22 protein-coding genes and 1 pseudogene are annotated in these 26,935 nt (G+C 65.0%); 16 read left to right on the top strand and 7 right to left on the bottom strand.

Annotated features, from left to right (window positions below):
• Positions 1-27: 27 nt before the first annotated feature.
• From FHW83_RS04185 to FHW83_RS04175, 3 genes are read right to left on the bottom strand one after another with little or no spacing between them, the layout of a single operon-like run.
• Positions 28-1,308, bottom strand: coding sequence for a TRAP transporter large permease (locus FHW83_RS04185; protein WP_176645110.1), 1,281 nt, complete (start codon positions 1,306-1,308; stop codon positions 28-30).
• Complete coding sequence (locus tag FHW83_RS04180) at positions 1,305-1,877, bottom strand: TRAP transporter small permease (RefSeq protein WP_176645109.1); 573 nt, start codon at positions 1,875-1,877, stop codon at positions 1,305-1,307. The genes FHW83_RS04185 and FHW83_RS04180 overlap by 4 nt, the downstream gene beginning before the upstream one ends.
• A gap of 57 nt (positions 1,878-1,934) precedes the next feature.
• Positions 1,935-2,921, bottom strand: coding sequence for a TRAP transporter substrate-binding protein (locus FHW83_RS04175; protein WP_176645108.1), 987 nt, complete (start codon positions 2,919-2,921; stop codon positions 1,935-1,937).
• 131 nt (positions 2,922-3,052) lie between these two features.
• On the opposite strand from FHW83_RS04175, the gene FHW83_RS04170 reads away from it, so the two are divergent.
• From FHW83_RS04170 to FHW83_RS04110, 13 genes and pseudogenes are all read left to right on the top strand, one after another.
• The gene (locus FHW83_RS04170) at positions 3,053-5,059 is read left to right on the top strand and encodes a PAS domain S-box protein (protein ID WP_176645107.1); all 2,007 of its coding nucleotides are present in this window, start codon (positions 3,053-3,055) and stop codon (positions 5,057-5,059) included.
• Between the two features lie 163 nt (positions 5,060-5,222).
• Positions 5,223-5,519, top strand: coding sequence for a DUF2282 domain-containing protein (locus FHW83_RS04165; protein WP_176645106.1), 297 nt, complete (start codon positions 5,223-5,225; stop codon positions 5,517-5,519).
• 46 nt (positions 5,520-5,565) lie between these two features.
• On the top strand, positions 5,566-9,780 hold the full coding sequence (locus FHW83_RS04160; protein WP_176645105.1) for an RHS repeat-associated core domain-containing protein: 4,215 nt from the start codon (positions 5,566-5,568) through the stop codon (positions 9,778-9,780).
• Positions 9,750-10,196, top strand: coding sequence for a hypothetical protein (locus FHW83_RS04155; protein ID WP_176645104.1), 447 nt, complete (start codon positions 9,750-9,752; stop codon positions 10,194-10,196). Before FHW83_RS04160 ends, FHW83_RS04155 begins: the two co-directional genes overlap by 31 nt.
• Positions 10,197-10,432: 236 nt before the next feature.
• Positions 10,433-10,986 (top strand): annotated as a pseudogene (locus FHW83_RS04150) (transposase); the annotation flags it as partial.
• A gap of 686 nt (positions 10,987-11,672) precedes the next feature.
• Complete coding sequence (locus FHW83_RS04145) at positions 11,673-13,358, top strand: methyl-accepting chemotaxis protein (protein WP_176645103.1); 1,686 nt, start codon at positions 11,673-11,675, stop codon at positions 13,356-13,358.
• Between the two features lie 25 nt (positions 13,359-13,383).
• The gene (cysC, locus tag FHW83_RS04140; RefSeq protein WP_176645102.1) at positions 13,384-13,998 is read left to right on the top strand and encodes an adenylyl-sulfate kinase; all 615 of its coding nucleotides are present in this window, start codon (positions 13,384-13,386) and stop codon (positions 13,996-13,998) included.
• A 4-nt stretch (positions 13,999-14,002) separates the two neighbouring features.
• Complete coding sequence (locus FHW83_RS04135; RefSeq protein WP_176645101.1) at positions 14,003-14,980, top strand: hypothetical protein; 978 nt, start codon at positions 14,003-14,005, stop codon at positions 14,978-14,980.
• Positions 14,970-16,232 carry a chromate efflux transporter gene (gene chrA, locus FHW83_RS04130; protein WP_229224014.1) on the top strand — a complete coding sequence of 421 codons (1,263 nt, stop codon included), beginning with the start codon at positions 14,970-14,972 and terminating at the stop codon, positions 16,230-16,232. Before FHW83_RS04135 ends, chrA begins: the two co-directional genes overlap by 11 nt.
• 10 nt (positions 16,233-16,242) lie before the next feature.
• Positions 16,243-17,370 (top strand): sulfotransferase, encoded by a 1,128-nt coding sequence (locus tag FHW83_RS04125; RefSeq protein WP_176645100.1) that lies wholly within the window; start codon positions 16,243-16,245, stop codon positions 17,368-17,370.
• Between the two features lie 145 nt (positions 17,371-17,515).
• Positions 17,516-18,103 carry a response regulator transcription factor gene (locus FHW83_RS04120; RefSeq protein WP_176645099.1) on the top strand — a complete coding sequence of 196 codons (588 nt, stop codon included), beginning with the start codon at positions 17,516-17,518 and terminating at the stop codon, positions 18,101-18,103.
• A 163-nt stretch (positions 18,104-18,266) separates the two neighbouring features.
• Positions 18,267-18,539 carry a BrnT family toxin gene (locus tag FHW83_RS31265; RefSeq protein ID WP_176645098.1) on the top strand — a complete coding sequence of 91 codons (273 nt, stop codon included), beginning with the start codon at positions 18,267-18,269 and terminating at the stop codon, positions 18,537-18,539.
• Complete coding sequence (locus tag FHW83_RS04110) at positions 18,460-18,747, top strand: hypothetical protein (protein ID WP_176644981.1); 288 nt, start codon at positions 18,460-18,462, stop codon at positions 18,745-18,747. The genes FHW83_RS31265 and FHW83_RS04110 overlap by 80 nt, the downstream gene beginning before the upstream one ends.
• 39 nt (positions 18,748-18,786) lie before the next feature.
• On the opposite strand, the gene FHW83_RS04105 is transcribed toward FHW83_RS04110, so the two are convergent.
• From FHW83_RS04105 to queG, 3 genes are all read right to left on the bottom strand, one after another.
• A complete protein-coding gene (locus FHW83_RS04105; RefSeq protein ID WP_229224013.1) occupies positions 18,787-20,499 on the bottom strand; it encodes a DUF885 family protein in 1,713 nt (570 codons plus the stop codon).
• Positions 20,500-20,588: 89 nt separating this feature from the next.
• Entirely contained in the window at positions 20,589-22,007 is a 1,419-nt protein-coding gene (locus tag FHW83_RS04100; protein ID WP_218106094.1) for a diguanylate cyclase, read from the bottom strand.
• A 36-nt stretch (positions 22,008-22,043) separates the two neighbouring features.
• Positions 22,044-23,150 (bottom strand): tRNA epoxyqueuosine(34) reductase QueG, encoded by a 1,107-nt coding sequence (queG, locus tag FHW83_RS04095; protein WP_176645096.1) that lies wholly within the window; start codon positions 23,148-23,150, stop codon positions 22,044-22,046.
• Positions 23,151-23,206: 56 nt separating this feature from the next.
• Between queG and tsaE the strand changes: the two genes are divergently transcribed.
• Genes tsaE through FHW83_RS04080 form a run of 3 tightly spaced genes read left to right on the top strand, consistent with a single transcriptional unit; the run spans position 23,207 to position 25,863 of the window.
• Positions 23,207-23,692 (top strand): tRNA (adenosine(37)-N6)-threonylcarbamoyltransferase complex ATPase subunit type 1 TsaE, encoded by a 486-nt coding sequence (gene tsaE, locus FHW83_RS04090; protein WP_176645095.1) that lies wholly within the window; start codon positions 23,207-23,209, stop codon positions 23,690-23,692.
• Positions 23,656-25,014, top strand: a complete 1,359-nt coding sequence (locus FHW83_RS04085; protein ID WP_176645094.1) for an N-acetylmuramoyl-L-alanine amidase — start codon at positions 23,656-23,658, stop codon at positions 25,012-25,014. The genes tsaE and FHW83_RS04085 overlap by 37 nt, the downstream gene beginning before the upstream one ends.
• A gap of 9 nt (positions 25,015-25,023) precedes the next feature.
• Complete coding sequence (locus tag FHW83_RS04080; RefSeq protein WP_176645093.1) at positions 25,024-25,863, top strand: D-hexose-6-phosphate mutarotase; 840 nt, start codon at positions 25,024-25,026, stop codon at positions 25,861-25,863.
• On the opposite strand, the gene FHW83_RS04075 is transcribed toward FHW83_RS04080, so the two are convergent.
• Complete coding sequence (locus tag FHW83_RS04075) at positions 25,860-26,873, bottom strand: carbonic anhydrase (RefSeq protein WP_176645092.1); 1,014 nt, start codon at positions 26,871-26,873, stop codon at positions 25,860-25,862. The genes FHW83_RS04080 and FHW83_RS04075 overlap by 4 nt on opposite strands.
• Positions 26,874-26,935: the final 62 nt, after the last annotated feature.

Raw genomic sequence — 26,935 nt, 5'->3', positions numbered from 1 at the left:
TTTTTTTGCGGCCCGGAGCGAACTGCTTTAAGAGTAAATCAAATTTGGCAACCACAAGGAAATTTGTGGTATGTAGGTGACCAGCACCAGGAAACCGAGCATGGTGAGCAGCCACGGCCACACCGCCACGGTCAGTTCGGTGATGCCCATCTTGGTGATGCCGGACGCCACATACAGGTTCAGGCCCACCGGCGGATGGCACATGCCGACCTCCATGTTCACCACGATCAGGATGCCGAAGTGCACCGGATCGATCCCCAGCTTCATCGCCACCGGGAACAGGATAGGCGCCATGATCAGCACGATCGACGATGGTTCCATGATATTGCCGGCCAAAAGCAGCAGGATGTTCACCACCAGCAGGAACGTCACCACGCCCAGGCCCTGGCCGGTGATCCATTCGGCCATGGCCTGCGGGATGTTCTCACTGGTCATCAGGAACGAGAACAGCACGGCGTTGGTGATGATGTACAGCAGCATGGCCGACATCGCCGCCGAGTCCAGCAACACCTTGCCCACCTGCCGCAGCTTGAGGTCCTTGTAGACGAACACCGCGATGATGAAGGCGTACACCGCCGCCATCGCCGCCGCCTCGGTCGGGGTGAAGGTACCGGTGTAGATACCGCCCATCACCACGATGATCAGCGCCAAGCCCCACGCGCTCTTGCGGAAGGTGCGCCAGCGCTCGCCCCAGCTGGCCTTGGCCATGCGTGGATAGTTGTGCTTGCGCGCCAGCCACCAGGTGGTCAGGCCGAGGAAGAAGGCCAGCATCACGCCCGGCACCACGCCGGCCATGAACAGCTTGCCCACCGAGGTGTTGGTGGTGACCGAGTACATCACCATCACGATCGACGGCGGGATCAGGATGCCGAGCGCGCCCGAGGTGGTGATCACGCCGGCGCCGAAGCTTTTCGGATAGCCCTGGCGCACCATGGCCGGCAGGATGATGGAACCGATCGCCACCACCGTGGCCGGCGACGAGCCGGACACCGCCGCGAACAGCGCGCACGCCAGCACGCCGGCCAGCGCCAGGCCGCCATGCCAGTGGCCCACCATCGAGCTGGCGAAGTTGATCATGCGCCGCGCCACGCCACCGTGGGTCAGGAAGTTGCCGGCCAGGATGAAGAACGGAATCGCCATGATCTCGAACTTCTCGATGCCGGTGAACAGCTTGAGCGCCACCGACTCGATCGGCACCTGCGTCATGGTGAACAGGAAGGTCAGCACCGTCAGGCCCAGCGAGATCGAGATCGGCATGCCGGTCAGCATCAGCCCCAGCAGCAGGACAAAGATAATCAGGGAGTTCATGGATGCGCTCCTTTTTGTTGCGCCGACAGCTCGTCTTCCAGGCCGTCGACATGCGAGTGGTCATGCTTGGGCAGGGCGCCGGTGCGGATGAACGCCACCATCACCTGCAGGAAGCGGAAGCACATCAGATAGGAACCGACCGGCACCGCCAGGTACACGATCCACATCGGCATTTCCAGGTCGGCCGAGGTCTGGTCGGTGTGGGCGATTTCCCACACAAAGCTGGCGCCCAAGGTGCCGACGATGCCGGTGAACAGGGCGCCGGCCAGCAGGCCGAAGACGATGAACTTGTTGCGCCACGGCGTGTTCATGCGGTTGATCAGCACGTCCACCCCGACGTGGATGCCGGTACGCACGCCGTAGGCGGCGCCGAACTTGGCCATCCAGACGAACATATAGATACAGGCTTCCTGCGCCCAGCTGGTGTTTAGCTGGATCATGTAATCCTGCACGCCCGGAATCGGCAGGCCGGACAGGTAGCGGTGCACCACCGCCACGAAGATCAGCACGGTGGCCGCGCCCATTAGGGACGCGATCAGCCATTCTTCGAGTTTATCGAGGAATCTCATATTATCTCCAAGGAGGAAAAAAAAACGGGGCGGCCTTGCGCCGCCCCGCCGGCAGCCTTACTTGGCTGCTTCTTTATTGATGGCCGAGATCAGGTCTTTGCCGATCCGGCCTTCCATCTGCTGGTGCACCGGCAGCAGCGCCTTGCGCCACTCTGCCTGCTCTTTCACGCTGAGCGTGTAGATCTCGGTCTTGCCGGTCTTCTTGATGGCGTCCAGCGCCATGTCGTTGTCGCGCTGCGCGATCGCCTTCTCGAAGGTGGTGGCGTCCTTCATCGCCTTGTCCAGCGCGGTGCGGATATCGGCCGGCAGGCCATCCCAGAACTTCTTGTTGACGATCACGGCGTAGCCCAGGTAGCCGTGGTTGGACACGGTCACGTACTTCTGCACCTCGTGCATCTTCTGGGTGTACATATTGGATGGCGGGTTCTCGGTGCCGTCCACCACGCCGGTCTGCAGCGCCTGGTACACCTCGGAGAACGCCAGCACCTGCGGGTTGGCGCCCAGCGCGCGCATCTGCGCGTCCAGCACCTTGGACGACTGGATACGCATCTTCAGGCCCTTGAAGTCGGCCGGCGCGCGCAGCGGCTTGTTGGCCGACATGACCTTGAAGCCGTTGTCCCAGAACGCCAGGCCGGTGATGCCCTTCGGCTCCAGCTTCTTCAGCAGCGACTTGCCGATCTCACCCTCGGTCACGTTGTACAGCGCGGTCTTGGACGGGAAGATGTACGGCAGATCGAACGCCTCGAACTCCTTCACGCCCAGCGGGCCGAATTTGGCCAGCGACGGCGCCAGCATCTGCACCGCGCCCAGTTGCAGCGCCTCCAGCTCTTCCTTGTCCTTATACAGCTGGCTGTTCGGATACACCTCGACCTTCACGCGGCCGTTGGTGGCTTTCTCGGCCAGTTGCTTGAAACGCTCCGCAGCCTGGCCTTTCGGCGTGTCGGTGGCCACCACGTGGCTGAATTTAATGACGATAGGCGCTTGAGCATAGGCGTTGAAGCTCAGAGCCGCGCTCAGGACGAGCAGGGCGTGTTTCAGTTTCATGAAGTCTCCTGATGTGATGGAACGAGTTAAACTTATTCTATTTTGGTCGATTCTTATCAAATGCGGCAAGCGTGACAACTGTGGAAAACCACAATGCCCCCGTCTTTTTGACCAGCTTAACCTCGGACTCCATGAGCTCAAACGCCGCCACAGCGCCCGCCGCGCGCCGCCGCCTCCATTCCAGCACCGCGCTGCGCTGGCTGCTGCCGATCGTGCTGGTGTTGTTTTTTCTGGCGATATTAATATGGCTGCCCTGGCAGGCGCGCCAGATGGAGAGCAACGAGCGGCAGGAGCAGCTGATCGCCGACACCCTGTGGGTCGAGCAAACCATCCGCTTCCAGCTGGCCCGCGACGAGGAAAGCCTGCGCGCGCTGGCGGTGGAACTGTCCGCCGGCCACCTGGCGCCATCGCAGCTGCACGAGCGCATGGCGCGCCTGTTGAAGAACGGCCACGAGCTGCTGCGCGTGGTGTGGATCAAGCCGGACGGGCAACTGGCCGGCAGCAGCGATCCGCTGGCCACGCCGGTGGAGCTGTCGGCCGCCTCCAAGGCCACCGCCGAAATCACGCGCAAGACGCGCCGCCCGATGTACACCCAGCCGGAGGCGCAGACCCACGTCCCCTCCGCCGCGCCGTCGGCGGTGCTGATGGATTACCACGTGCCGCTCTTCCGCGGCAATGAATACCTGGGCGACCTGGTCGCCACCTACCAGACCAGCGCCCTGCTCGACGAAATGGTGCCGTGGTGGTTCGCGCAGGACAACCAGGTCACGCTGGTGGACCGCGACGACAAGGTGCTGGCGCGGCGCGCGGCCGCCGGTCCGGGACACGGCGTCTACACCCACAAGCGCGCGCTCGATTTGCCGGGCGCCTCGGTCACGCTGGTGACGGACAGCGTCAAGAGCGAGCCGCAGCTGCTGCCGAATCTCCTGGTCGGTTCGGTGATCGTGCTGTCGCTCGGCCTGTTATGGAGCCTGCTCGCGCTGTGGGGCCACATCTCGAAACGGCTGGCGGCCGAAGGCGCGCTGCGCCAGCAGATGTCGTTCCGCACGGCGATGGAGAACTCGCTGGTGACCGGCCTGCGCGCGCGCGACCTGGAAGGCCGCATCACCTACGTGAATCCGGCCTTCTGCCAGATCGTCGGCTATCCGGCCGAGGAAATCGTCGGCAAGCTGCCGCCCATGCCCTACTGGGCGCCGGAGGCGATGAGCGAGTACGAGGCGCGCTTCGCCTCGGTCCTGGCGGGCAAGGTCACGCCGCAGTTCGAGACCATCTTCCAGCGCCCCGACGGCGAGCGCGTGCCGGTGCTGGTGTTCGAGGCGCCGCTGGTGGACAACCACGGCAAGCAGACCGGCTGGATGGGCTCCATCCTCGACATCTCCGACCGCAAGCGCATCGAAGAGGTCAACCGCCAGCAGCAGGAAAAGCTGCAGGCCTCGGCGCGCCTGGCCACCATGGGCGAGCTGGCGTCGATGCTGGCGCACGAGCTGAATCAGCCGCTGGCCGCCATCTCCAGCTACACCACCGGCGCTCTCAACCTGCTGGAGCGCGGCGACACGGTCGATTGCGGCATCCTCAAGCCGGCGCTGGAGCAGGCCGGCGCGCAGGCGCAGCGCGCCGGCCAGATCATCCGCAGCGTGCACGAGTTCGTCAAGAAGCGCGAACCGCTGCGCCAGGAGGTGGCCATCGGCTCGCTGCTGGACGGCATCCACACGCTGATCGAACTGCAGGCGCGCCAGAGCTATGTTTCCTTCCGTACGGAGATTCCGGCCGACCTGCCGCCGGTGCGCGCCGACCGCGTGATGATCGAGCAGGTGCTGCTCAACCTCACCCGCAACGGCATCGAGGCCATGTCGCAGGTGCCGCCGCAGCGCCGCATCCTCAAGGTGGTGGCGTCCCACGACGAAGCCACGGCGCAGGTCAGCGTGGCGGTGATCGACCACGGCCACGGCATTCCGGACGACGTCGCGCAGCGCCTGTTCTCGCCGTTCTTCTCGACCAAGGCCGAGGGCATGGGCATGGGGCTCAACATCTGCCGCACGGCGATCGAGTTCCATGGCGGCGCCCTGACCTTCCGCGCCAACCCGCAAGGCGGCACCATTTTCACCTTCCAGTTGCCGGTCACTGTTCCGAATAAATAAAAAACAAATTGTGACAATCGGATAGAAAGATTGTTTTTAAGTTATGCCAGACTGCGCAGCAGGACATTCCGGCCGCGCCCTTGCGCGCCGCCGGTTTTGCCATCATTAACAGCCGAACAAGGAACGATCGATGGTAAGAAAGACTACGTGCGCCACGGGATGCTTGCTGCTATTCCTGGTTCAGATCACCGCTGCCGCAGTATCCCAGGAAACGCCGTCGGTCGCCGCCGAGGAGATGCCTTACTTCCTGACCGTCGGCGTTCAGGCGAAGCTGGAAAAGTGCTTCGGACTGCCTGACGCCAAGCCAAAGGAATGCGTGGCTGACGCGAATTCGGATGACTGCAAGGCATCCGAAAAGAAACCCAAGGATGGCACGGAATTCCAGTATGTGCCTCGTGACAGCTGCGTCAAGCAGGGTGGACAGAAGGTCATGGTGAAACGGCCTAAACCACAAAAGTAACACGGTCCGTCCCGGCCGCATCCGGGAAGGCATAATGAGGAAATCCATGACACCGCATCCGCGTCTGCACCACGCCGCCATCGCTTTGGTTTTGACCACCGGGAGCCTGAGCACCTCCGCGCAAAACGATGTTCCCCAGGTAGTGCCGCCCCCGGCCCCGGACATCCCTACGGTCGAAATAAAAGGCGATGGCCCTGACAAGAGTCCCGGCTGGTCCAGGCCGTCGGCGCCAGTGGACCTGCCGTCGCTCAGGCTCCCGTCCTTTCAAAACATGCTGCCCAACGCGCAGAACGATAGCGGGCTGACTGACCCCTTATGCCCGGGAGAAAACGCCATCCCCACCACCAGTCCGACCACGCCGAATCCTGTGGTGATCGCCACCGGTGAAAAGTTCAAGCTGGAGACGGATTTTGTTGCCGAGTCGCCGTCGGGGCTGTCGATGGAGCGCACCTATCGCAGCATGCACAAGGCGGGCCGTCTGTTCGGTCCCAACTGGTTGGCCGGCATCGAACAGCCGAACCTGGTGTTTTACAGCTTTACCAATGGCGTTCCCGATTCGGTCACCGTGATTGACTCGACCGGGGCGGAGCACGTCCTGAACAAGGTGACCTCGCCGCCCGGCTATCCGCCTGGGCTCAGGCTGTATCCCGGTCCGGCGTCGGTCGGCTATTTAACCTTCGACGTCGCCCAGAACAAGTACACGCTATACAAGAATAATCAGCGGGCCAGCTATTTTGCCGACGGCCGGTTTGACAAGCTCATCGCCAGCACCGGCGCCATCCTGCTCCAATATAACTGGAACGGAACCACGCAAGTGGGGTCGATCACCAACGCCGCCGGGCAATCGATCCAGTTCACCTGGGTGAACAACCGGGTGACGCAGTTGACCGACCCGAACGGACAAAGCTGGAAATACGCCTACGACGGCAACAACATGCTGGTGAAGGTTACCGCCCCGGTGGACGCGGCCAGCGGCCTGCCGGCTGACTCCCGCGAGTATGTGTACGAGGACGGCCGCGACCCGACCCTGCTCACCGGCATCAAGATCAACGGCGTGCGCTACAGCACCTACCAGTACGATGCCAGCAAGCGGGTAACCGACAGCGCGCTGGCGGGCCGCGAGGAATTCGAATCCTTTGTATATGGCAGCAACTACACCGATGTCACGGACGCGCGCGGCCAGACCACGCGTTATAGCTACACCGCGTACCGTACCGAGAAGCGCATCGCCTCGCAATCGCGCAGCCTGACCGCCAGTTGCCCGGCGTCGGTGGCCTCGACCTACTATACGGTGAACGGCGACATCGACTACACCTTGGACTGGGAAGGCAACAAGACACAATACTTTTTCGACGCCACCAAGGCGCTGGTCAGCGTCACGACAGCAGCGGGCACGGCCAACGCGCTGACCAAGTTTAACAACTGGGGGCCCAACAACCGCCTCACCTCGACAGAATTCCGTGACGCCAACGGCAGTACCTTCCGCCGCATCGACTATAGCTACAAGAACGACGGCGCCGTGCCGGACTACGGGCTGCTCGACACCGTGACCGATAATGACCTGATCAGCGGCGAGCAGCGCAAAGTCGGTTACACCTATACCTACCATCCCGACGGCCTGCTGGCGACCCAAACCACAACCTACTATTTGGCGTCCGGCAACCAGACCGAGATCAGCGCATATGACGCGTTCGGCAACCTGATCCGCGTGACCAACCGGCTGGGACAGCCGGTGTCGTTCAGCGGCCACGACAAGCTGGGCAGGCCAGCAACGGCGGTGGATCTGAACGGCATCAGCCATACGCTGGCGTACAACCTGAACACCACCCTGAAGTCGCGCACCGACAACCTATCCACCGGCAATCGCCTCACCGCATATAGCTACAACGGCGATCGCCAGGTCACGGACATCCTGTACCCGGACGGCAGCGCCAGCCGCTATCGCTACACGGCCAGCGGCCGCTTGCAGCAGGTGGGCGACGCCGCGAACAATTTCGCCACGATTGCCTACAACGTGCCGACGCTGACCACCACCACCAGCTCGGCGCGCCAGACGCCCGGCTGGACGGGCAGTGCCACCTCGGCCGTGGCGAACGGCAATTTCGTCGCCACCGCCAAGGACGACTCGCTGGGCCGGCTGTACACGAAGACCGGCAACAATGGCCAGTCCTGGAACTACCGCTACGACAAGAACGGCAATTTGCTGTCGCTGTCCGACGCCAACGGCAACTCGCAGAGCTTTGAGTATGACGCCCAGCGGCGCCTGTCCAAAGCCACCGTGCTGCCCGAAGGCAGCGCCACGCAGTTCCATTACAATGCCGCCGGCAACCGCGACTGGATCCGCGACGCCAGGGGGGTGCAGACCAACTACACCTACAACGCCTTCGGCGAGGTACTGACCGTGGCCAGCCCCGACAGCGGGACCACCATCTACACCTACGACCAGGGCGGCCGCACGGCGACCGAACAGCGGGCCAACGGCCCCCTCATTCAATATGCTTGGGATGGTCTCGGACGCCTGACCTCGCGCACCGTCGGCACCACCACGGAAACCCTGACCTATGACCAGGGCACTTACGGCATCGGTCACCTGACCGGCATCAGCAACGCGAGCGGCCAGACCAGCTACACCTACACGGCAGCGGGCGAACTGAGCACGCAGACCGCGACGATCACGGGGCAAACCTACTCGACCGGATGGACCTACGACACGGTGGGGCGGCTGCGGACCCTGACCTACCCGTCCGGCCTCAAGCTGACCTACGGTTACACCGCCACTGGCAGGCTGGCGAGTGTGACCAGCAGCCTGGCCGGACTCTGGAGCACGCTGGCCGACTCGTTCCAGTACCAGCCGGTCAACGGTAGCCGATATGCCTGGCGCTTCGGCAACAACAAGCCGCGCCTGCTGACGCTGGACAACGACGGGCGGCTGGCCACAATCGACAGCCTGACGGTGCAGAAATTACAGTTGGGCTACGACCTGGCCGACCGTCTCAAGACCCGCGCTGACGGCTTGGACGCGGGCAAGTCGGACACCTACGGCTACGACAGCGCCGACCGGGTGACCTCGGCCGCGCGCACCGCCGGCGGCGAATTGTTCAGCTGGGACCTGGTGGGCAACCGCACCTCGCACACCGGGCCGGCCGGCGCGTTCAACTACACCAACGACACCGCCAGCAACCGTCTGCAGTACTGGGCCTCCGCCAGCGGCGACCGCTACCGTAACTTCAGCGTCTACGACAACGTCGGCAACCTGGCCACGGAACAGCGCAAGAACGGCGCCGTGCTGTCGACCATTGGCTACGACTACGACCTGTTCGGCCGCATGAGCGCCTTCCGGCAGAACGGCGCGGCGCTGGGCAGCTACAAGTACAACGCGCTCGACCTGCGGGTGGAGAAGACGGCGGCGGCCGGCGTCTCGCGCTACGTGTACAGCCCGACGGGCCAACTGCTGGCCGAAACCGGCCCGGGGGCCACCGAGTATGTGTGGCTGGGCGGCGAACTGCTGGGCATCGCCCGCGGTGGGCAGTTCTACGCCAGCCACAACGACCAGGTTGGTCGTCCGGAGGCGCTCTCCGACAGTGCCGGCAACGTGGTCTGGCGCGCCAACAACAGCGCGTTCGACCGCGCCGTCACGGTCAACACCGTGCCACTGAACATCGGCTTCCCGGGCCAGCAGTACGACGCGGAGTCAGGGTTGTGGTATAACTGGCATCGGTATTACGACGCGACGCTGGGGCGTTACATCCAAAGCGATCCGATCGGACTAGCTGGTGGCATTAACACCTATGCGTATGTCGGCGGCAACCCGCTCAGCAATATCGATCCACTGGGTCTTGCGAATATGAACCTGTTCAATCCCCAAGGCCTTTTTCATGACGCTGTTACTTATCCGGGAGGGAATGCATGGTCTGTACCTTGGGCCTACACTGTGGCAGGCCATGGCAATCCTGGAAATATGGAGGATCGACGGGATGGTATCAAGCCGATTTTTCCCAGCGATCTCGCACAAATGATTCGCAATGATCCCAACTGGAATGGTCGGCCTGTCATTCTTGGCGCATGTAATACGGGACTATCACGCAATGGGAAACCGGCATTTGCGCAGCAGTTGGCTGATAAACTTGGAGTCGATGTTACCGCCCCCATGGATTTCACATGGTATGACTTGTCAGGTTTGCGTGGGGCGGGTCCTTATCCAAGCGGACCTTCTCAAGGCGTGCCTGGACCTTGGAAATCGTTCTCGCCTACACGCCAATGAAAACACTTGCTGTGGTTATCTGCCTTCTGTTTGCCCTGTGGGCCGGATATGGGCTTCTGGAAAAGGAGCGTGATGCGATGGCCGTAAGTCCGAGTGCGGAATTCAATTTATCTCCGCGAGACATCGCGGGCCTAGAAGCGCGCGCACGCGGTGGGGACTGCCAAGCTGCTTATCAGTTGGCCAGATACCACAGCAATTTCACGCTTAAATCAGAGGATGCAATCCGCTGGTTTCGTCAGGCGGCCAAATGTCCGGAGACGAATCCCAAGCTAGAATTGATCGCCTTATTGATGGGTGATCAAGATCCAGCGCACAGGGAGGAGATCAGGCGGTTAATTCAGGAAATAAGCAAAACCGATCCTGTCGCCGCAAAGCGAGCGGAAGATGCAGTGCTGGCTGCTGGCGGAAAGCATTAAGTATGGCAATTCTAAAAGCACACCATATCGCATAGCGAGCCGTTCAACAGGGCGCGGCCCGCTGTTGCAGGGACCGAGGGGCGATTGGGGCATGATGCGCTCAACCGCTGTCTGAAAGCACGACGGCGGACCTGGTGGGCAACCGCACCTCGCACAACAGCGGCGCCGGCAACTTCAACCTGGTGATGGACAGCCAGAGCAACCGGCTGAGCACATGGAGCACGGTCGCCAACGACCAGCACCGCCACTTTGGCTACGGCGCCGACCTGGTCAAGATAGGCGAGGACGTCAGCGAGCAACTGGACGTGGAGCTGGCGCGCTTCTTCGTGCATCGCCACATCCGCCCGCAGTACGCGTGCCGTCCGTGCGAGACGGTGACGGCCACGACTATCCCGCCGGCCGCCACCGGCCTGCTGGCGTGGATCACGGCCTGCAAATATCTCGATCACCTGCCGCTGTACCGGATCGAGCAGATCGCCGCGCGCCAGGGCGTGCCGCTGGCGCGCTCGACGCTGGCCGAATGGATCGGGCGCATCGGCGTGGCCCTCCAGCCGCTGGCCGACCGGCTCGCCGAACTATTGCGGCAACAGGCGTGCCTGCCGACGAAACACCGGTGCGCCAACCCGATCCCGGTAGCGGAAAAACCAAACACGCCTATCTGTGGGCTTACCGCTCCGGCGTGCACGACGCCGGCCCACCCATCGTTGTGTTCGACTATCAAACCAGCCGGGCCGGTGCCCATGCACGGGCGCACGGGGTCAGATACCGTCTTGCATGGCCCGGTTCTTTGCAACGAGTTAGCAGAGTGAGTAACTGGTCGGTTGACCGCAACCGGCGAGCGCGGCGATAGGACAACATCAGGACGTACCGAGGGGGCATTGGATCTGTGTGCGATCGGCGTGGCGCGGAGCGGTGCACACGGCGAAGCGGATGATCACAGAACAGGGCCTGAGCGTCCGGAACGTCAGCGAAAGCATGAGCATCGGCCGGACCGCAATCTGGCCAGAATGTCTGCCAGTGGCTACTGGGGCTTGGGCTTGGTATCGAATGATAAGAAATTCTCGCGTACCTGGATCATTTTGAACCAGACCGCACCGGATGGGACCATTCTGATGCTCCCGGAGACACCTGGCCACGCAACCGCGCTAGAACGCCCCGCGCCAACCCGCAAGGTGGCACCATTTTCACCTTCCAGCTGCCGGCGGCCGCCGACGCCGCCTGAATCCGCGTCCTTATGTTCCCTTCCACACTTCACACATAAAAGTAACCGATAGTTAACACTTCGCTCACGTTGCACGCCCCGCTATATACAGTTTCCACACAGAAACGTCAATACCTTTTCCGGTTATTTCTTTTGTTGCGCCCGCGCTAAAAGTGATTAATGGAGACAATTCAAACGAAAACACCCCCTAAGATGTCATATGCGAATTGCGCATATGTGTATGCAGCAAATGTATTTTGAGTTAGGGGAAAAACATGAAGTTACAAAACATGACGGTAGCCAAGCGGCTGGGTGTGGGCTTCGGCCTGGTGTCGGCGCTGCTGCTGGTGGTCATTTTGCTGGGCTTGACCAGCATGCGGCAGATCCAGGACCGCATGATCGAAATTACCAAGGTGAACGATGTGGAAACCAGGCTGGCGCAGACCATGGACCTCACCGTCACCGAGCGCGCGCTGGCGCTGCGCAACCTGATCCTGCTGAAGGAAGAGAAGGAAATCCAGATCGAGATCAAGCGCATTGGCGACCAGGAAAAGAAATTCGCCGACGCCGTCGCCACCATGACGCGCATGTTTGGCGACGGCAGCATCACCACCGCCGAGGAAAAACAACTGCTGGAGCAAATCCGCCAGCAGGCCGAACTGGCGGCGCCGTTCTACAAGCAGGCGCAGGAACTGGCGCTGGGCCAGCAGCAGGACGAGGCCTATCAGCTGTTGCGCTACAAATTCCGCCCCGTGCAGAAGAAATGGTGGGAAATGATCCGCGAGCTGATCGCGCTGGAGGAAAAGCAGAACACCGAGGCGGTGGCGCAGGCGGAGGCGGCGTATGAGCGCGCCCGCAACCAGATGCTGATCGCCGGCTCGCTGGCCCTGCTGTGCAGCGTGGCGGCGGCCTGGCTGATCACCCGCAGCGTGGTGCGCCAGCTCGGCTGCGAACCCGAGCAGGCGGCCGCCATCGCGGCGGAAATCGCGGCCGGCAACCTGACCGTGCCGATCCACACGCGCCGCGGCGACGAACACAGCCTGCTGCACGCGATGCAGGACATGCGCGACGGCCTGACCCGCATCGTCGGCCAGGTGTACGTCAGCACCGAAACCATCGCCAGCGCCGCCGGCCAGATCGCCAACGGCAACCTCGACCTGTCCTCGCGCACCGAACAGCAGGCCAGCACGCTGGAGGAAACCGCCTCCTCGATGGAGGAGCTGACCAGCACCGTGCGCCTGAATACCGACCGCGCGCGCCAGGCCAACGGGCTGGCGGCGTCGGCCTCCAACGTGGCGGCCAAGGGCGGCGCGGTGGTGGCCCAGGTGGTCGACACCATGGCCGCCATCGACACCTCGGCCCACAAGATTGTCGACATCATCGCCGTGATCGACGGCATCGCGTTCCAGACCAACATCCTGGCGCTGAACGCGGCGGTGGAGGCGGCGCGCGCCGGCGAACAGGGACGCGGCTTCGCCGTGGTCGCCACCGAGGTGCGCACGCTGGCCCAGCGCAGCGCCGCCGCCGCCAAGGAAATCAAGGAACTGATCGGCGACTCGGTCGACAAGGTGCAGGCCGGCAACCGGCTGGTCGAGCAGGCCGGCGCCACCATGGACGAGGTGGTGTCCAGCGTCAAGCGCGTGACCGACATCATGTCGGAAATCATGATGGCCAGCCAGGAGCAGACGGCCGGCATCGAGCAGATCAACGACGCCGTGACCCAGATGGACGACGTCACCCAGCAGAACGCCGCGCTGGTCGAGGAGGCGGCGGCCGCCGCGCAAGCGATGCAGGACCAGGTCAACAGCCTGAACGACGTGGTCAGCACCTTCCGCCTCAGCACTGTCGCGCAGCGCCCGGCCAGCGTCGCCGCGCTGGGCCGCAACAAGCCGGCGCCGCGCCTGACGCACGGCGCCACCAAATCGCAGCAGGCGCCAGCCGACGCCTGGGAACAAGTCTGATACCTGATACTCTCCGGGAGCTTACATGGGCAGCATTGAACAACTGCAGACCTTACCCCAGGTCTTCTGGCACACTGGCGCCGTCACATCCCACGAGCGCCTGCAGCAACTGGGCCAGCAGGCCGCCACGGTCTGGCTGACCGGCCTCAGCGGGGCCGGCAAGTCGACCCTGGCCTACGCGCTGGAGCGGCGCCTGTGCAGCGAGGGCCGGCTGGCCTACGTGCTGGACGGCGACAACCTGCGCCACCACCTGAACAGCGACCTCGGCTTCAGCAGCGGCGACCGCCGCGAGAACATCCGCCGCAGCGCCGAGGTGGCGCGGCTGCTGAACGACGCCGGCCTGATCGTGATCTGCGCGTTCATCTCGCCGCTGCGCAGCGACCGCGAGCTGGCCCGCACCATCATCGGCGCCGACAACTTCATCGAGACCTATGTGAGCACCGCCTGCGCGGTGTGCGAGGAGCGCGACCCCAAGGGCCTGTACCAGAAAGCCCGCGCCGGCCTGATCCCGGAGTTCACCGGCATTTCGGCGCCGTACGAGGTGCCAACGGCGCCGGCGCTGGCGCTGGACACGGCCCAGCTGAGCATCGAACAGGCCTGCACCGAACTGCGGCGCCACCTGGCCCCACGCCTGCGCTGAAACCATGGACTACGACATCTTCAACGGCGACGCCGATGGCCTGTGCGCGCTGCATATGTTGCGCCTGCACACGCCGGCGCAACGCACGCTGATCACCGGCGCCAAGCGCGACATCGAACTGCTGCGCCGCGTTCCGGACGGCGCCGGCAGCGCGCTGCTGGTGCTCGACATATCGCTGGACGCCAACGCCGGCGAACTGCGGCGCCTGCTGGACGATGGCGCCCGCGTCACCTGGTTCGACCACCACGCGGCCGATTGCGCCTCCGAGCATCCCCGGCTGGAACTGCATTGCGACGGCGCGCCCGAGGTTTGCACCAGCATCCTGGTGGACCGCCAGCTCGGCGGCCGCTACCGGCCGTGGGCGGTGGCGGCCGCGTTTGGCGACAACCTGGCGGCCGCCGCGCGGGCGCTGGCCGACAGCATGGCGCTCGATGCGGCCAGCACCGCCGCGCTGGCCGAGCTGGGCCAGACGCTCAACTACAACGCCTACGGCGAATCCGAGGCCGACCTGCACATCGCCCCGGCCGCGCTGTACCAGGCGCTGCACGCGTATGAGGACCCGTTCGAATTCATGCAAACCCCGCTGTACCGCGAGCTGCACGCGGCCTACCGCGCCGACTGCGCGCGGCTGCAGGAACTGCAACCGCACTGGCAGCAGGACGGCAACGCGGTCTACCTGCTGCCGGCGGCGCCCTGGGCGCGGCGCGGCAGCGGCGTGCTGGCCAACCGGCTGGCGGCGGCGGCGCCGCAGGCCGCGTTCGCCGTGGTGCTGACCCGCAGCGACGGCGATTACCTGATCAGCGTGCGCTCCGGCCAGCCGCTGGCGCGCAGCGCCTGCATGCTGTGCCAGCAATTCGACAGCGGCGGCGGCCGCAAGGCGGCGGCCGGCATCAACCGCCTGCCGGCCGCCGAGCTGGCGCAGTTCATCGGCCGCTTCGGCGCCTATTTCGCGCCGGACGCGCCGCCCCGCCATGCGTCCTGATCCCCTCACCCTGCAGGCGCCGCCGTCCGCGCTGACGGCCGCCGCGCCAGTCAGCCTGGCCATGCTGGCGCTGCTGTTCCTGCGCATCGGCTGCACCAGCGTTGGCGGCTTCATGGCCATGGTCTCGGTCACCCAGCAGGTGCTGTGCGAGCGGCGCCGCCTGCTGGCGCCGGCCGAACTGCTGGATGGCCTGGCGCTGGCGTCCGTGCTGCCCGGCCCGGTGGCGGTGAACGTGGCCGCCTACGCCGGCTACCGCCTGCGCGGCGTGGCCGGCGCCGCCATCGCCATCGTGTGCGCCGTGCTGCCGGCGTTTTTGTGCATGGTGGCGCTGGGCTCGCTCTACCTGCGCTACGGCGGCATGGCGGCGCTGGGCCCGGTGTTTCGCGGCATCGCGCCGGCCATCGTGGCCATCGTGCTGGCCGCCGGCTGGCGCCTGTGGCAAAGCGCGGTGCGCGACCGCCGCCAGGCCGCGCTGGGCGTGGCCGCCGCCGTGGTGATGGTGGCGCTGCCCGGGCTGGCCACCACGCTGGCCGTGATGGCCATCGCCGCCGCCATCGGTTACCGCTGCTATGGCTCCCCGGCGCACACGCCGGCCGCCAGCGCCGGCACCGCGGCCAGCGCCGCTCCATTGTCGTCCATGTCGCCCATGGCGCCGGCCGGCCGCCGGCGCGGACCGCAGCGGCTGGCCGCCCTGCTGGTGCTGCCGCTGGGCGCGCTGGCGGTGCTGAGCGCCTCGCCCATCCTGCTGCAGTTGCTGGGCGTGTTCTCAAGCATGAGCCTGCTGGCCTTCGGCGGCGGCTATGTGTTCATCCCGCTGCTGCAGCACACCGTGGTCGACGCCTACCACTGGCTGACGCCGCGCGAATTCGTCGACGCGCTGGCGATCACCCAGCTGAGCCCCGGCCCCGCCATGATCAGCTCGGCGCTGGTCGGCCTCAAGGTGGCCGGCCTGGCGGGCGCGGCGGCGGCCACCATCGGCATGTTCGTGCCCAGCGCCGTGCTGATGATCGCCGCCAGCGGCGCCATGCAGCGGGTGCGCGCCAGCGTCTCGGTGCAGGCCGCGCTGAGCGGCATGCGCGCCGCGCTGGCCGGCATGGTGTTCGCGGCCGCCTTCACCATCGGCAACGCCCATCCCGTGCAACCACTGGCCGTCGCGTGGTGCGCGGCCGCGCTGTTCGCGCTGCTGCGCCTGCGGCTGGACGCCGCCCTGATCGTGCTGGCCGCCGCATTGGGCGGCTGGCTATTTTTCTGAGGAGACAAGCATGACCCCCAACACCCCCGCCACCACCGCGGCCGGCGCGCGCCCGCGCCCCGTGATGATGATCCCGCTGCGCCGCTGCGGCAGCCACGCGCTGCGCCTGCGGCTGAACATGGCGCCGCAATTCTATTCGCCGTATCCGCTGCACATCGTCGATTTCATGCCGCTGCTGCCCCTGTATGGCGACCTCGGCGACGACCGCCATTACTTCCGCCTGGTGACCGACCTGTGCGGGCTGCAGGCGGTCAGCATGGTCAAATGGCCGGGCATGGTGTTCGACCCGGTGGAGATCTTCGAGGCCCTGCGCCACCAGCCGCGCAGCATCCACCGCATCCACTGGGAACTGCTGCTGCGCGCCGGCGAGCATCAGGGCGCGCGCGTGGTGATGGACAAGTCGCTCGACAACGTCCATTACGCGGACGAGCTGATGCAGCTGCTGCCCGACATGCAGTTCATCAACGTGGTGCGCGATCCGCGCGCCCAGGTGGCGTCGATGAACCGCGCCATCATCCACGACTTCGACACACGCCTGAACGCGGAAACCTGGGTGGCCGCGCAGCGCGCCGCCGACCGCGTGATGCAGCGCTACCCGCAGCGCGTGCTGACCATCCGCTACGAGGACTTCCTGTCGCAGCAGCGCGCCACCCTGGAGGCGCTGTGCGGCTTCCTCGACATCGACTTCCTGCCGCAGATGCTCGACATCGGCGCCTCGCAGGAGGCGCGCCAGATCGCCCAGCTGTCGGCGCTGTGGTCGTCCAACTGCTACCCGCCGATCGTGGCCAACATCGACAAGTTCCGGCAGCAGCTGTCGGCCGACGAGATCAACGTGATTGAAACGCTGACCGGCGACTACATGGACCGCTATGGCTACACCCGCCTGGCGGCCGGCGACGCCGACCTGTCGGCCGCGCAGCGCAACGCGGCCGTGGCGCGCTCGGACGCGGGGCGCGAACGGGCCTGGCGCGACCTCGAACAGGACAACTTCCGCGACTACGTGTTGCGCCGCTGCCGCGCCGACTACCTGGCCCAGTTGCGCGCGCGCCTGAGCCAGCAGGCCTTGCAGCCGCCGCGCGACGGCGCCCCGGCCAGGCTGAGCGAACTCGATCCGGCCGCCTTCGAGGTCAGCGACTGAACGGGCGGCCGCCGATCCCTGCGCCGGACTGCGCTAAAATGCGCTCTGGCGCGGAGCGTTTCCGTGCCGGCCCGCCCTGGCGGGACCGATATTAACGTTTCGTGCCAGCGGCCTAGCCGCTGGCAACGGCACAGGAGACCAAGCAATGCTGCATATCGTCGACGACGAAGCGGTCGTGCGCGACGCACTGACCTGGCTGGCCACTTCGCGGGCGATCCCGGCGCGCGCCTACGAATCGGGCGCGCGCTTCCTTGAACATACCGGCGGCGGCGCGCTCGACGCCGACGGCGACTGCGTGCTGCTGGACGTGCGCATGCCCGACATGAACGGCGTCGCGGTGTTCGACCAGCTGCTGGCGCGCGGCCTGGCGCAGCGCATGCCGGTGATCTTCCTGACCGGCCACGGCGACGTGCCGATGGCGGTCGACACGCTGAAACGCGGCGCCTTCGACTTCTTCGAAAAACCCTTCAACGACAACCAGCTGATGGACCGCGTGCAGGAAGCGCTGGCCACCTCGCGCCGCGCCGGCGAAACCGCCGCCGTCCACGCCCGCCTGGCCACGCTGTCGACGCGCGAGCGCGAGGTGCTGGACCTGATCCTGGCCGGCAAGATGAACAAGGTGGTGGCCGACCAGCTGGGCATCAGCATGCGCACGGTGGAAGTCCACCGCGCCCACATCTTCGACAAAATGCAGGTCAAAACCGCCGTGGAGCTGGCCGGCCTGCTGAAATAAGATCGGTGGTTCGCAGAGTGCTGGCAACAGTTTGCTGGTGCCGGCGCCTTGTTAGTATGGCCCCCGTCACTCTCCTCTTGCTATCCCGCAAACAATAAATCGCACCTCACCCCGCTTGATTCGCCTCAAACGGCGGCCTACCATGAAGTGACAACATCGTCCCATGCTTACCTGGGATGAAAACAAGAGGGTCCAGAATCTGAAACGTCATGGCATTGACTTTGCAAACCTTGATTCTGTTTTTGATCATGCGATGAATTCTGAAGAAGACAGGTCGGCCCACCATACAGAATTTCGCATCCGCAGCTTGGGATTACTACATGGCCGCGTTGTCCTCCTGATTTGGACGCCGGTTGGTGATGATGCGCGAATTATTTCTTGCAGATATGGAGATCGTTATGACACCCAAAAATATTTCAAATCCATCCTTTACTAAAGAGCAAATTGAAGCAGCAATCGCAGCGGCCCCTGAATACGTCTACGACCCAGACAGCCCATATAACCCCAACAATGAGGAAGAGGTGAAAGCATACTTATCAAGCGGCATCGTCACATACCCTGGCGGCCATCCACATCAAGATCCATTGTGGAGAATCCACGGCAAGCGGCATGCAGTGAAACTTTCTAAAGAGCTTGAAGCCTAGGGCTCCCAAGAAAAACCCTCTTCTGAACCATGGCAGGCATCAGCCCTTCTGCTTGGCGATCCACTCGTCCACCACCTTTTCCAGCACCGACAGCGGCACGTTGCCGGTTTCCAGCACGGTGTTGTGGAAGCCTTTGATGTTGAACTTGTCGCCCAGCGCCTTCTGCGCCTTGGCGCGCAGGTCGAGGATGCGGATCATGCCGATCTTGTAGGCGCAGGCCTGGCCCGGCATCACCACGTAGCGGTCCACCTCGGCCGGCGGAATGCCGTAGTCGATGCCCTGCTGGCGCGTCCACTTCATCGCGTGCAGGCCGGTGTCCACCACCAGCCGGCGCGCGCGGAACAGTTCCGCGTCCAGCTGGCCCAGGCGGCCCACCACGTCGTCGCCATACCAGCCGTTTTCCGCCGCCAGCTGCTCGGCGTACAGCGCCCAGCCCTCGCCATAGGCCGAACCGACACCGAACACGCGGTCGCGGCGATAGCGCGGCAGGCCGGTGTTCTCCTGCTGCAGCGCGACCTGGAAGTGGTGGCCCGGCACGGCCTCGTGGTACACCAGGGTGCGCATGCCGACGATGCGGAACTCAGGCCCCGGCAGCGGCGCCCAGAAGATGCCCGGACGCGTGCCATCCTTGGCCGGACCGGTGTAGTGCGCCGCCGCCGTCTTCTCGGTGAAGGGCGGCTCGCGCTTCACCACCACCGGCGCCTTCGGCACGATGTCGAACAATTCCTTCGCGCGCGCCTCGGCGTCGCGCATGATGGCGTCGTAGCGCGCCAGCAGCTGCGGACGCGGGTCCGCCTCCTTCGGCTGCTGATCCTTTTCCAGCTTGGCCATGCGCTCCTTGATGCTGCCCTCGCTGTAGCCGATCGACACCAGCAGGCCGTTCATCTCCTTCTCGATGCGCGCCACTTCGCGCAGGCCGATCTCGTGGATCTGCTGCGGCGTGTAGTCGGTGGAGGTCATCTGGCGCAGCACGACGGCGTAGGCCTGGTCGCCATGCGGCAGGCGCCACAAGCCGGCGTCGTTGTTGGTGCGCGGCAGCTGCTCCTGCAGCAGCGCGCGGGTGCGCTGGAACACCGGGATGATCGATTGCTTGACGATGGCGGTGGCATCGGCCGCGAATTTGGCCTGGTCCGCCGCCGGCAGGTCCTTCACGGCGCCCATGCGCTGCACCAGCGAGGCCACCAGCACATTGCCGTCCGGCGCGCCGTCGAGGAAGCGATCGAGCTGGCCGATCGACGCTTGGGTGATAAAGGTTGGCATCAGGATGCCGTTGGCCGCCGCGCCGCGCGCCTGCACGATGCCGGTGTCCATCTTGCCCGCCACCGCCTTCAGGCGCACCAGGTAGTTCTCGATGTCGCGGCGGTTGCGGATCGGATGCTGCTGCGACAGGAAGTTCACGATCTGCACGTGCAGGCCGGTGAACTGGTTGAACACGAAGTTATAGTCGCGGTACGGATACGCGTCCACCGTGCCCTGCAAACTCCAGGCGATGGTGGCGGCGCTGGCGCGCTGCTGCGGCGTCAGCGCGGACTGGTCGATCTTCGCCAGCTGCGCCAGCGACTTCTTGGCGGCCGCCACTTCGGCCGCGCGGAACACCACCGTGTTCGGCGTCAGCTTGCGGTCGAGCGCATCCTGCTCCTTGCCCTCGAAGTACTGCTTCTGGGTGGCCTGCTCCGGATCGTTGCGCACCTTGGCGTTGGCGACCTTGTCGGCCCAATCGTCGAAGGAAACGGCGTGCGCGGCGAGGGTCATCGATGCGCCGGCCAGCAGCGATATGAATCTAATTGAAGTTTGCATTACTTGGGCCTTTGTGAGGAAAGAACCCAACGAGTGTAGCCCACTCAGGCCAGCTTCTCAACCGCCGGCCGATCGAGTTCGGTGCGATTGCGCCCGCCCTGCTTGGCGCGGTACAGAGCCTGGTCCGCGCGCGCGAACCAGCGCTCGTAACTGGCCTCGTCCTGCCGCACGATCGCCACGCCGATGCTGACCCGCATCTGGAAACTCAGCTGCTCATGCCGCACCACGGCCTCCTCCACCTCCTGCCGCAGGCGCTCCGCGAACGCGTGCGCGCCGCGCTGGCCCGACTCCGGCAGCACGATCAGGAATTCCTCGCCGCCGTAGCGCGCGCCGAAATCGACCTTGCGCATCACCGACCGCATCACATTGGCCAGCTGGCGCAGGGCGGCATCGCCGGCCGGGTGGCCATAGCGGTCGTTGATCTGCTTGAAGTGATCGATATCGAGCAGCAGCATGGCCGTGCTGTGGCCCGAGCGCCGCGTGCGCTCCCATTCGGCGGCGAGGCGGCGGTCGGCCTCGCGCCGGTTCAGCAAGCCGGTCAGCGCGTCTGTGGTGGCCAGCTTTTGCAGGGCCTCCAGCAGCACGTCCTGCGACTTCTGCCAATGCGTGAACAGCTGGTAGCCGAAGAACGCCATGAACAGCACGATGGCCACGAACACCCAGTAGAAGATCCACATGGTCTGGCGCAGCGCGTCGTGGTTGAGTTGCGCCTCGGCCAGGCTGAAGGTGGCGTAGCCGTACACCACCACCCCCAGCGTGATCGAGGCGAGCAGCCCAAGCAGCGACACGCGCGACCGCGCCGGGGTATCGCGCATCAGTTGCGGGTGAGCGGCCAGCCAGCGCTCGGCGCGCGGCCACAGCATCGCCATCAGCGGACCGACGATCAACACGCTTTGCAGGAAGGCGCCCAGCCACCAGCCCTGCCACACCGGCAGCAGCGCGGTGCGGTCATAGTCGTTGGTGTAGCTCCAGATCAGCGCTCCGCTGGAACTGAACACGCTGGCCACGAAGGACTGCTGCACGTAGAAGAGCAAGGCGCTCAGGCCGCGCAGGTCGCGCCGCATGGAGATGGCCTGGTAGCCGATCACCATCACCGCGAAGCCGAGCGGATTGGCGAGACCGAACAGCAGCGCCCACGGCAGCGGCATGCCGGAGTAAAGCCCCAGCGCCAGGGTGGCGCAGTAGGCCGGAATGGCGCCCCACCACCAGCCCAGCGCGAGCGTCAGCAGCAGGCAAATCCACAGCGGCGGGTAGACCGTGAGGTAGATGGCCACGCCGCCAAATTCGAAGGGAATGCCGGACCAGCGCCAGACCACCATGCCCACGCCCAGCCCGACGCACAGGGCGAGCGCCGCCAGCCAGCCGCCGAACAGGCAGGCTTGCTGGCGGCGGCTGCCGCCGCGCCACAGGCGCAAGGGCGATAATTCGCGGTATGGTTGCACTTCGGCGTCAGGCTTGGACAAGATCCCCCCTTAATCTTCCCCTTGATGTCTTGCCAATTATATCACTTTGTCCTGGACGAAATGACAGGCCAGCGCCCACTCCACGTGTTCGCGCACCAGCGGCGAGGGATCGTCGCGCCGCGCCAACAACGCCGCCACGATGGCGGCGTCGCCCCTGGCGCCGGCCGCCGCCGCGTTGCCCAGCCCCACCGCCAGGTTGCGCAGCCAGCGCTCATGGCCGATGCGGCGTATCGGGCTGCCCTCCATCTTGCGGTTGAACTCATCCTCGGTCCAGGCGAACAGTTCCACCATCGAGGCCTGGCCCAGGCCATGGCGCTCGTCGAAGTCCGGCAGCACGGCGCGCTGGGCGAACTTGTTCCACGGGCAGGCGGTCTGGCAATCGTCGCAGCCGTAGACGCGGTTGCCGATCAGGGGGCGCAGCTCCAGCGGAATGGCGTTTTTCAGTTCGATGGTGAGGTAGGAGATGCAGCGGCGCGCGTCCAGCCGCCCCGGCCCGAGGATGGCTTGCGTCGGACAGGCCGTGATGCAGGACGCGCACTGGCCGCAGTGCGCGCCGGTCGGCTCATCCACCGGCAGCGGCAGGTCGACCAGGAACTCCCCCATGAAGAACATCGAGCCGGCGTCGCGCGACAGCAGCAAGGTGTGCTTGCCGCGCCACCCCAGGCCGGCCTTTTCGGCCAGCGGCAGCTCCATCACCGGCGCCGAATCGGTGAACACGCGGTAGCCGAAATCGCCGATCTCCGCCTTCACCTTGTCGGCCAGCTGCTGCAGGCGGGCGCGCAGCACCTTGTGATAGTCGCGGCCGCGCGCGTAGATCGAGATGACGGCGGCGCCGGGATCGGCCAGACGCGCCTGTTCGCGCTCGCGCCAGTCGTTTTCCGTGTCCCTCGGCAGGTAGTTCATGCGGGCGCTGACCACGCGGATGGTGCCCGGCACCAGCTCGGCGGGACGGGCGCGCTTCATGCCGTGGGCCGCCATGTAATCCATTTCGCCATGCATGCCGGCGTCCAGCCAGGCCTGCAGGCCGGCCTCGGCGTGACTGAGGTCGACGTCGGTGATGCGGATTTCGGCAAAGCCCAGCTCCACGCCCCAGCGCTTGATGCTGAGGGCAAGTTCGGCTAAATTGGTTTCATTGAGGGACATCGGCGCGGGCTAAAAGGTACAATGGCTGGCGTTCCAACCATACGACATTTTAATTGATGCAGCACTTCACAGCCCATCTCCATGACGAAGAAGGCACAGCCGCCCTGGGCGCGGCGCTGGCGCGCGCGCTCGCGCCAGGCCTGGCGATCCACCTGCACGGCGACCTTGGCGCCGGCAAGACCGCCCTCACCCGCGCCCTGCTGCACGCGGCCGGCCACACCGGCACCGTGAAAAGCCCGACCTACACCCTGTCCGAACCGTACAGCATCCAGCTCGACGGCCGCGCCGTCAGCGTGATCCATTTCGACCTGTACCGCATGGCCAGCGCCGAGGAATTCCTCGACGCCGGCTTCCGCGAGGACTTCAACGGCGACAACATCTGCATCGTCGAATGGCCGGAAAAGGCCGACGGCGTGCTGCCGCCGCCTGACCTGAACGTGTTTTTGACTGTGGCCGGGCTCGGTCGTGATGTAGAATTGCAGGCGTCCACCGCCTTGGGTAACTCATGCCTTCAACGCCTCAAATTCGCGCCCAACATGTGAGCCGCCGCACGGTCCTGAAGGCCGGCGCCACCCTGCTGCTGTCGGTCACCGCGCCGCTGCGCGCCAACGCGGCGCAGATCCTGGCCGTGCGCGTATGGCCGGCCGAGGACTACACCCGCGTCACGCTGGAAAACGACACCGACCTCAAGGCCACCCACTTCATCGTGAAGGATCCGGAACGGATGGTGGTCGACATCGAAGGCCTGGAGCTGAATCCGACGCTGAAATCGCTGGTCGCCAAGATCCAGTCGAACGACCCGTACATCAAACAGGTGCGCGTGGGCCAGAACCGCCCGAACGTGGTGCGGCTGGTGTTCGACCTGAAAGAGGAAGTCACGCCGCAGGTGTTCACGCTGCCGCCGGCCGGCAATTACAAGCACCGCCTGATCTTCGACCTGTACCCGGTCAGGCAGGTCGACCCGATCGCCGCCATGATTGAAAAGGGCGACTGGTCCGATCCCGCGCCCGCGCCCTCAGCGACACCGAAGGAGCAGCTGGCCGAACTCAAGCCCGACCTCAAGGCCGAGCCGCGCGAGGAGCTGAAGAACGAGCTCAAAACCGCCGAGGCGCAAACCAAGGCCGCCGACAAGGTCGACAAGAACGGCAAGCTGGTACGCATGATCACCATCGCCCTCGATCCCGGCCATGGCGGCGAGGATCCCGGTGCCTCCGGCAAGAACGGCAGCCGCGAAAAGGACATTGTGCTGGCGATCGCCAAGCGCCTGAAGGCCAAGCTGGAAGACCTGCCCAACATGCGCGTGATGCTCACGCGCGACGGCGACTACTTCGTGCCGCTCGGCACGCGGGTGGAAAAGGCGCGCAAGGTGCAGGCCGATTTGTTCGTCTCGATCCACGCCGACGCCTTCGTGCAGCCGACCGCGCGCGGCTCGTCGGTGTTCGTGCTGTCGGAAAAAGGCGCCAGCTCGTCGGCGGCGCGCTGGCTGGCGGACAAGGAGAACCTGGCCGACACCATCGGCGGCGTCAACGTCAAGAGCCACGACAAGCAGCTGGCCAGCGTGCTGTTCGACCTGTCCACCACGGCGCAGATCAACGACAGCATGAAGCTGGGCCGCTCCGTGCTGGGCGAGATCGGCGGCATCAACCGCCTGCACAAAGGCTCGGTCGAGCAGGCCGGCTTCGCGGTGCTCAAGGCGCCCGACATCCCCTCGATCCTGATCGAGACAGCCTTCATCTCCAACCCCGAGGAGGAGGCCAAATTGCTGGACGACGGCTACCAGAACAAGCTGGCCGATGCCATCGTCACCGGCATCCGCCGCTATTTCGCGAAAAATCCACCGCTGGCGAAGAACCGGCTTACCTAAGAGAGAGACATGGCTGTAGTAACGATGACCGAATACGGCGCCCTGCCCGCCGTTAGCCTGACCGCCGCCGATGGCGCGCAAATCACCGTATCCCTGTTTGGCGCCCACCTGCTGTCGTGGAAAACCGCCGATGGCAAGGAACGCCTGTTCGTCAGCGCGCAAACCCCGCTGGACGGCAGCAAGGCCATACGCGGCGGCGTGCCGGTCATCTTCCCGCAGTTTAACGTGCGCGGCCCCGGCCTGCGCCACGGCTTCGCGCGCGTGAACACCTGGCGCCTGGACGGCAGCGGCGGCGATGGCGGCAGCTCCTTCCTCGAATTCCGCCTGAATCAGGACGACCTGTCACCTGAGCACACCGAGGCGTGGCCGCACGCGTTCGACCTGGCCCTGCGCTTCACGCTGCACGGCGACGCGCTGGCATTCGACTACACGGTGCACAACAGCGGCCAGCAGGCCTTCCCGTTCGGCGTCGCGCTGCACACTTATTACGACGTCGGCCACCTGGACGCCACCAGCATCAGCGGCCTGCAGCACCAGCAATACACCGACCATCACCTCAACACGCTGACGCAGGAGTACCCCGCGCTGCACTTCACCGAGAAGCACGACCGCCTGTACAAGTCGACGCCGTCGCTGACCTTGAACACGGCCGACGCCACCCTGCGCCTGGAGCAGCAGGGCTTCAGCGAATGGGTGGTGTGGAATCCGGGCCGGGAAGATGCCAGGGCGCTGGTGGACCTGGCGGACGAGGAGTATCTGCGCTTTGTCTGCATCGAACCGGCGCGCATCGACCAGCGTCCGCTGGAGGCCGGCGCCACCTGGACCGGCAAGCACCAGATCAGCGTTTAATTCGATTCTTTGATGATGCGGCCGGAGCCCGGCTGCACCGGCCGCGCGTTCAGCGGATAGAGACGGCTGAACAGCGCCATCTGCTGCGGCGAGGCCTGCACCGGCTCCTTCATCACGATCCACAGCACGCCCTCCTGGCATGGCGGCGTGGTCATGGAGCCCATGAAGGTGTAGTAGTCGCGCCGCCCCGGCAGCAGTTCCATCGGATCAAGCACGGTCGACGGCGCGGCCGTGTCGTATTTTTCCAGCGGCAGGTTGTTCCACACGGTCTGGATCACCGGCTGCGACTTGCCGCGCTCCAGCAGCAGCGCCAGCATGGCGATGCGGCCCTCGCCGTCCTTGTGCACCATGTGCACCACCATTTCGTAGCCCTTGCCGTTGATGCGCTCCTCCGACGGGCGATGGAAATGGAACTGGATCAGCTCATACATGCGGTTGCCGACGGTGATGAAGTTGCCGCCGCCGACCATCACCTGCACCGTCTTGCCGTTGTCCGTCACATTGAACGACGAGGGATGGTAGTCGAACGCGATCTGCTCCAGCTCCACCTTCATGCCGTCGCGGATGTCGATCGGCGACTGGCGGTTGCCGCTGCCGCACTTGGCCCACGCGGGATTGATCTTGCCCCAGTTGGCCGGGCCGTTCTCGCCCTCGTACGACCATTCATTGCTGTACACCTTGGGCCTGGCCGCCTCCACCGCCGCCTTGCTCTCGGCGGCCTTCCTGGCCTTGGCCGCCGCCGCCACCCGCGCCGCCTGGTTGGCGCGCATGATGGCCAGCCGCTCCTGGATGCGGGCCGACAGGTCGGCTTCCGCCTGCGCTTCCTTTTCGCGCTCGGTCAGCTTGCGGGCAGGGGCCGAGGAGGAGGAACCGGAGGCCGACGACGACAGCGCGCCCGCCACACCGCCCACCGCCGATTTCGTCGATGGCGAAATGAGCGGGTCGTTTGCGCCGCCGGCCGCATTCGCAACGCAGCAGCAGGCAATCAGGGTGAGGGCAAGAGAGCGCATGAGTATCCAGAGATGACAATTACAGTCTGGTATACGGATGCTTTAGGGAAAAACTTGAGGGT

Source organism: Duganella sp. SG902, from assembly GCF_013376005.1.
GTDB lineage: Bacteria > Pseudomonadota > Gammaproteobacteria > Burkholderiales > Burkholderiaceae_D > Rugamonas.
This window is presented reverse-complemented; position numbering and strand designations above follow the sequence as displayed.

Bases quoted from the DNA above. Each gene is read 5' to 3' on its own strand.
- FHW83_RS04185 (WP_176645110.1), bottom strand. From the start codon at position 1,308: ATGAACTCCCTGATTATCTTTGTCCTGCTGCTGGGGCTGATGCTGACC.
- FHW83_RS04180 (WP_176645109.1), bottom strand. From the start codon at position 1,877: ATGAGATTCCTCGATAAACTCGAAGAATGGCTGATCGCGTCCCTAATG.
- FHW83_RS04175 (WP_176645108.1), bottom strand. From the start codon at position 2,921: ATGAAACTGAAACACGCCCTGCTCGTCCTGAGCGCGGCTCTGAGCTTC.
- FHW83_RS04170 (WP_176645107.1), top strand. From the start codon at position 3,053: ATGAGCTCAAACGCCGCCACAGCGCCCGCCGCGCGCCGCCGCCTCCAT.
- FHW83_RS04160 (WP_176645105.1), top strand. From the start codon at position 5,566: ATGACACCGCATCCGCGTCTGCACCACGCCGCCATCGCTTTGGTTTTG.
- FHW83_RS04145 (WP_176645103.1), top strand. From the start codon at position 11,673: ATGAAGTTACAAAACATGACGGTAGCCAAGCGGCTGGGTGTGGGCTTC.
- cysC (WP_176645102.1), top strand. From the start codon at position 13,384: ATGGGCAGCATTGAACAACTGCAGACCTTACCCCAGGTCTTCTGGCAC.
- FHW83_RS04135 (WP_176645101.1), top strand. From the start codon at position 14,003: ATGGACTACGACATCTTCAACGGCGACGCCGATGGCCTGTGCGCGCTG.
- chrA (WP_229224014.1), top strand. From the start codon at position 14,970: ATGCGTCCTGATCCCCTCACCCTGCAGGCGCCGCCGTCCGCGCTGACG.
- FHW83_RS04125 (WP_176645100.1), top strand. From the start codon at position 16,243: ATGACCCCCAACACCCCCGCCACCACCGCGGCCGGCGCGCGCCCGCGC.
- FHW83_RS04120 (WP_176645099.1), top strand. From the start codon at position 17,516: ATGCTGCATATCGTCGACGACGAAGCGGTCGTGCGCGACGCACTGACC.
- FHW83_RS31265 (WP_176645098.1), top strand. From the start codon at position 18,267: ATGCTTACCTGGGATGAAAACAAGAGGGTCCAGAATCTGAAACGTCAT.
- FHW83_RS04105 (WP_229224013.1), bottom strand. From the start codon at position 20,499: ATGACCCTCGCCGCGCACGCCGTTTCCTTCGACGATTGGGCCGACAAG.
- queG (WP_176645096.1), bottom strand. From the start codon at position 23,150: ATGTCCCTCAATGAAACCAATTTAGCCGAACTTGCCCTCAGCATCAAG.
- tsaE (WP_176645095.1), top strand. From the start codon at position 23,207: ATGCAGCACTTCACAGCCCATCTCCATGACGAAGAAGGCACAGCCGCC.
- FHW83_RS04085 (WP_176645094.1), top strand. From the start codon at position 23,656: ATGCCTTCAACGCCTCAAATTCGCGCCCAACATGTGAGCCGCCGCACG.
- FHW83_RS04080 (WP_176645093.1), top strand. From the start codon at position 25,024: ATGGCTGTAGTAACGATGACCGAATACGGCGCCCTGCCCGCCGTTAGC.
- FHW83_RS04075 (WP_176645092.1), bottom strand. From the start codon at position 26,873: ATGCGCTCTCTTGCCCTCACCCTGATTGCCTGCTGCTGCGTTGCGAAT.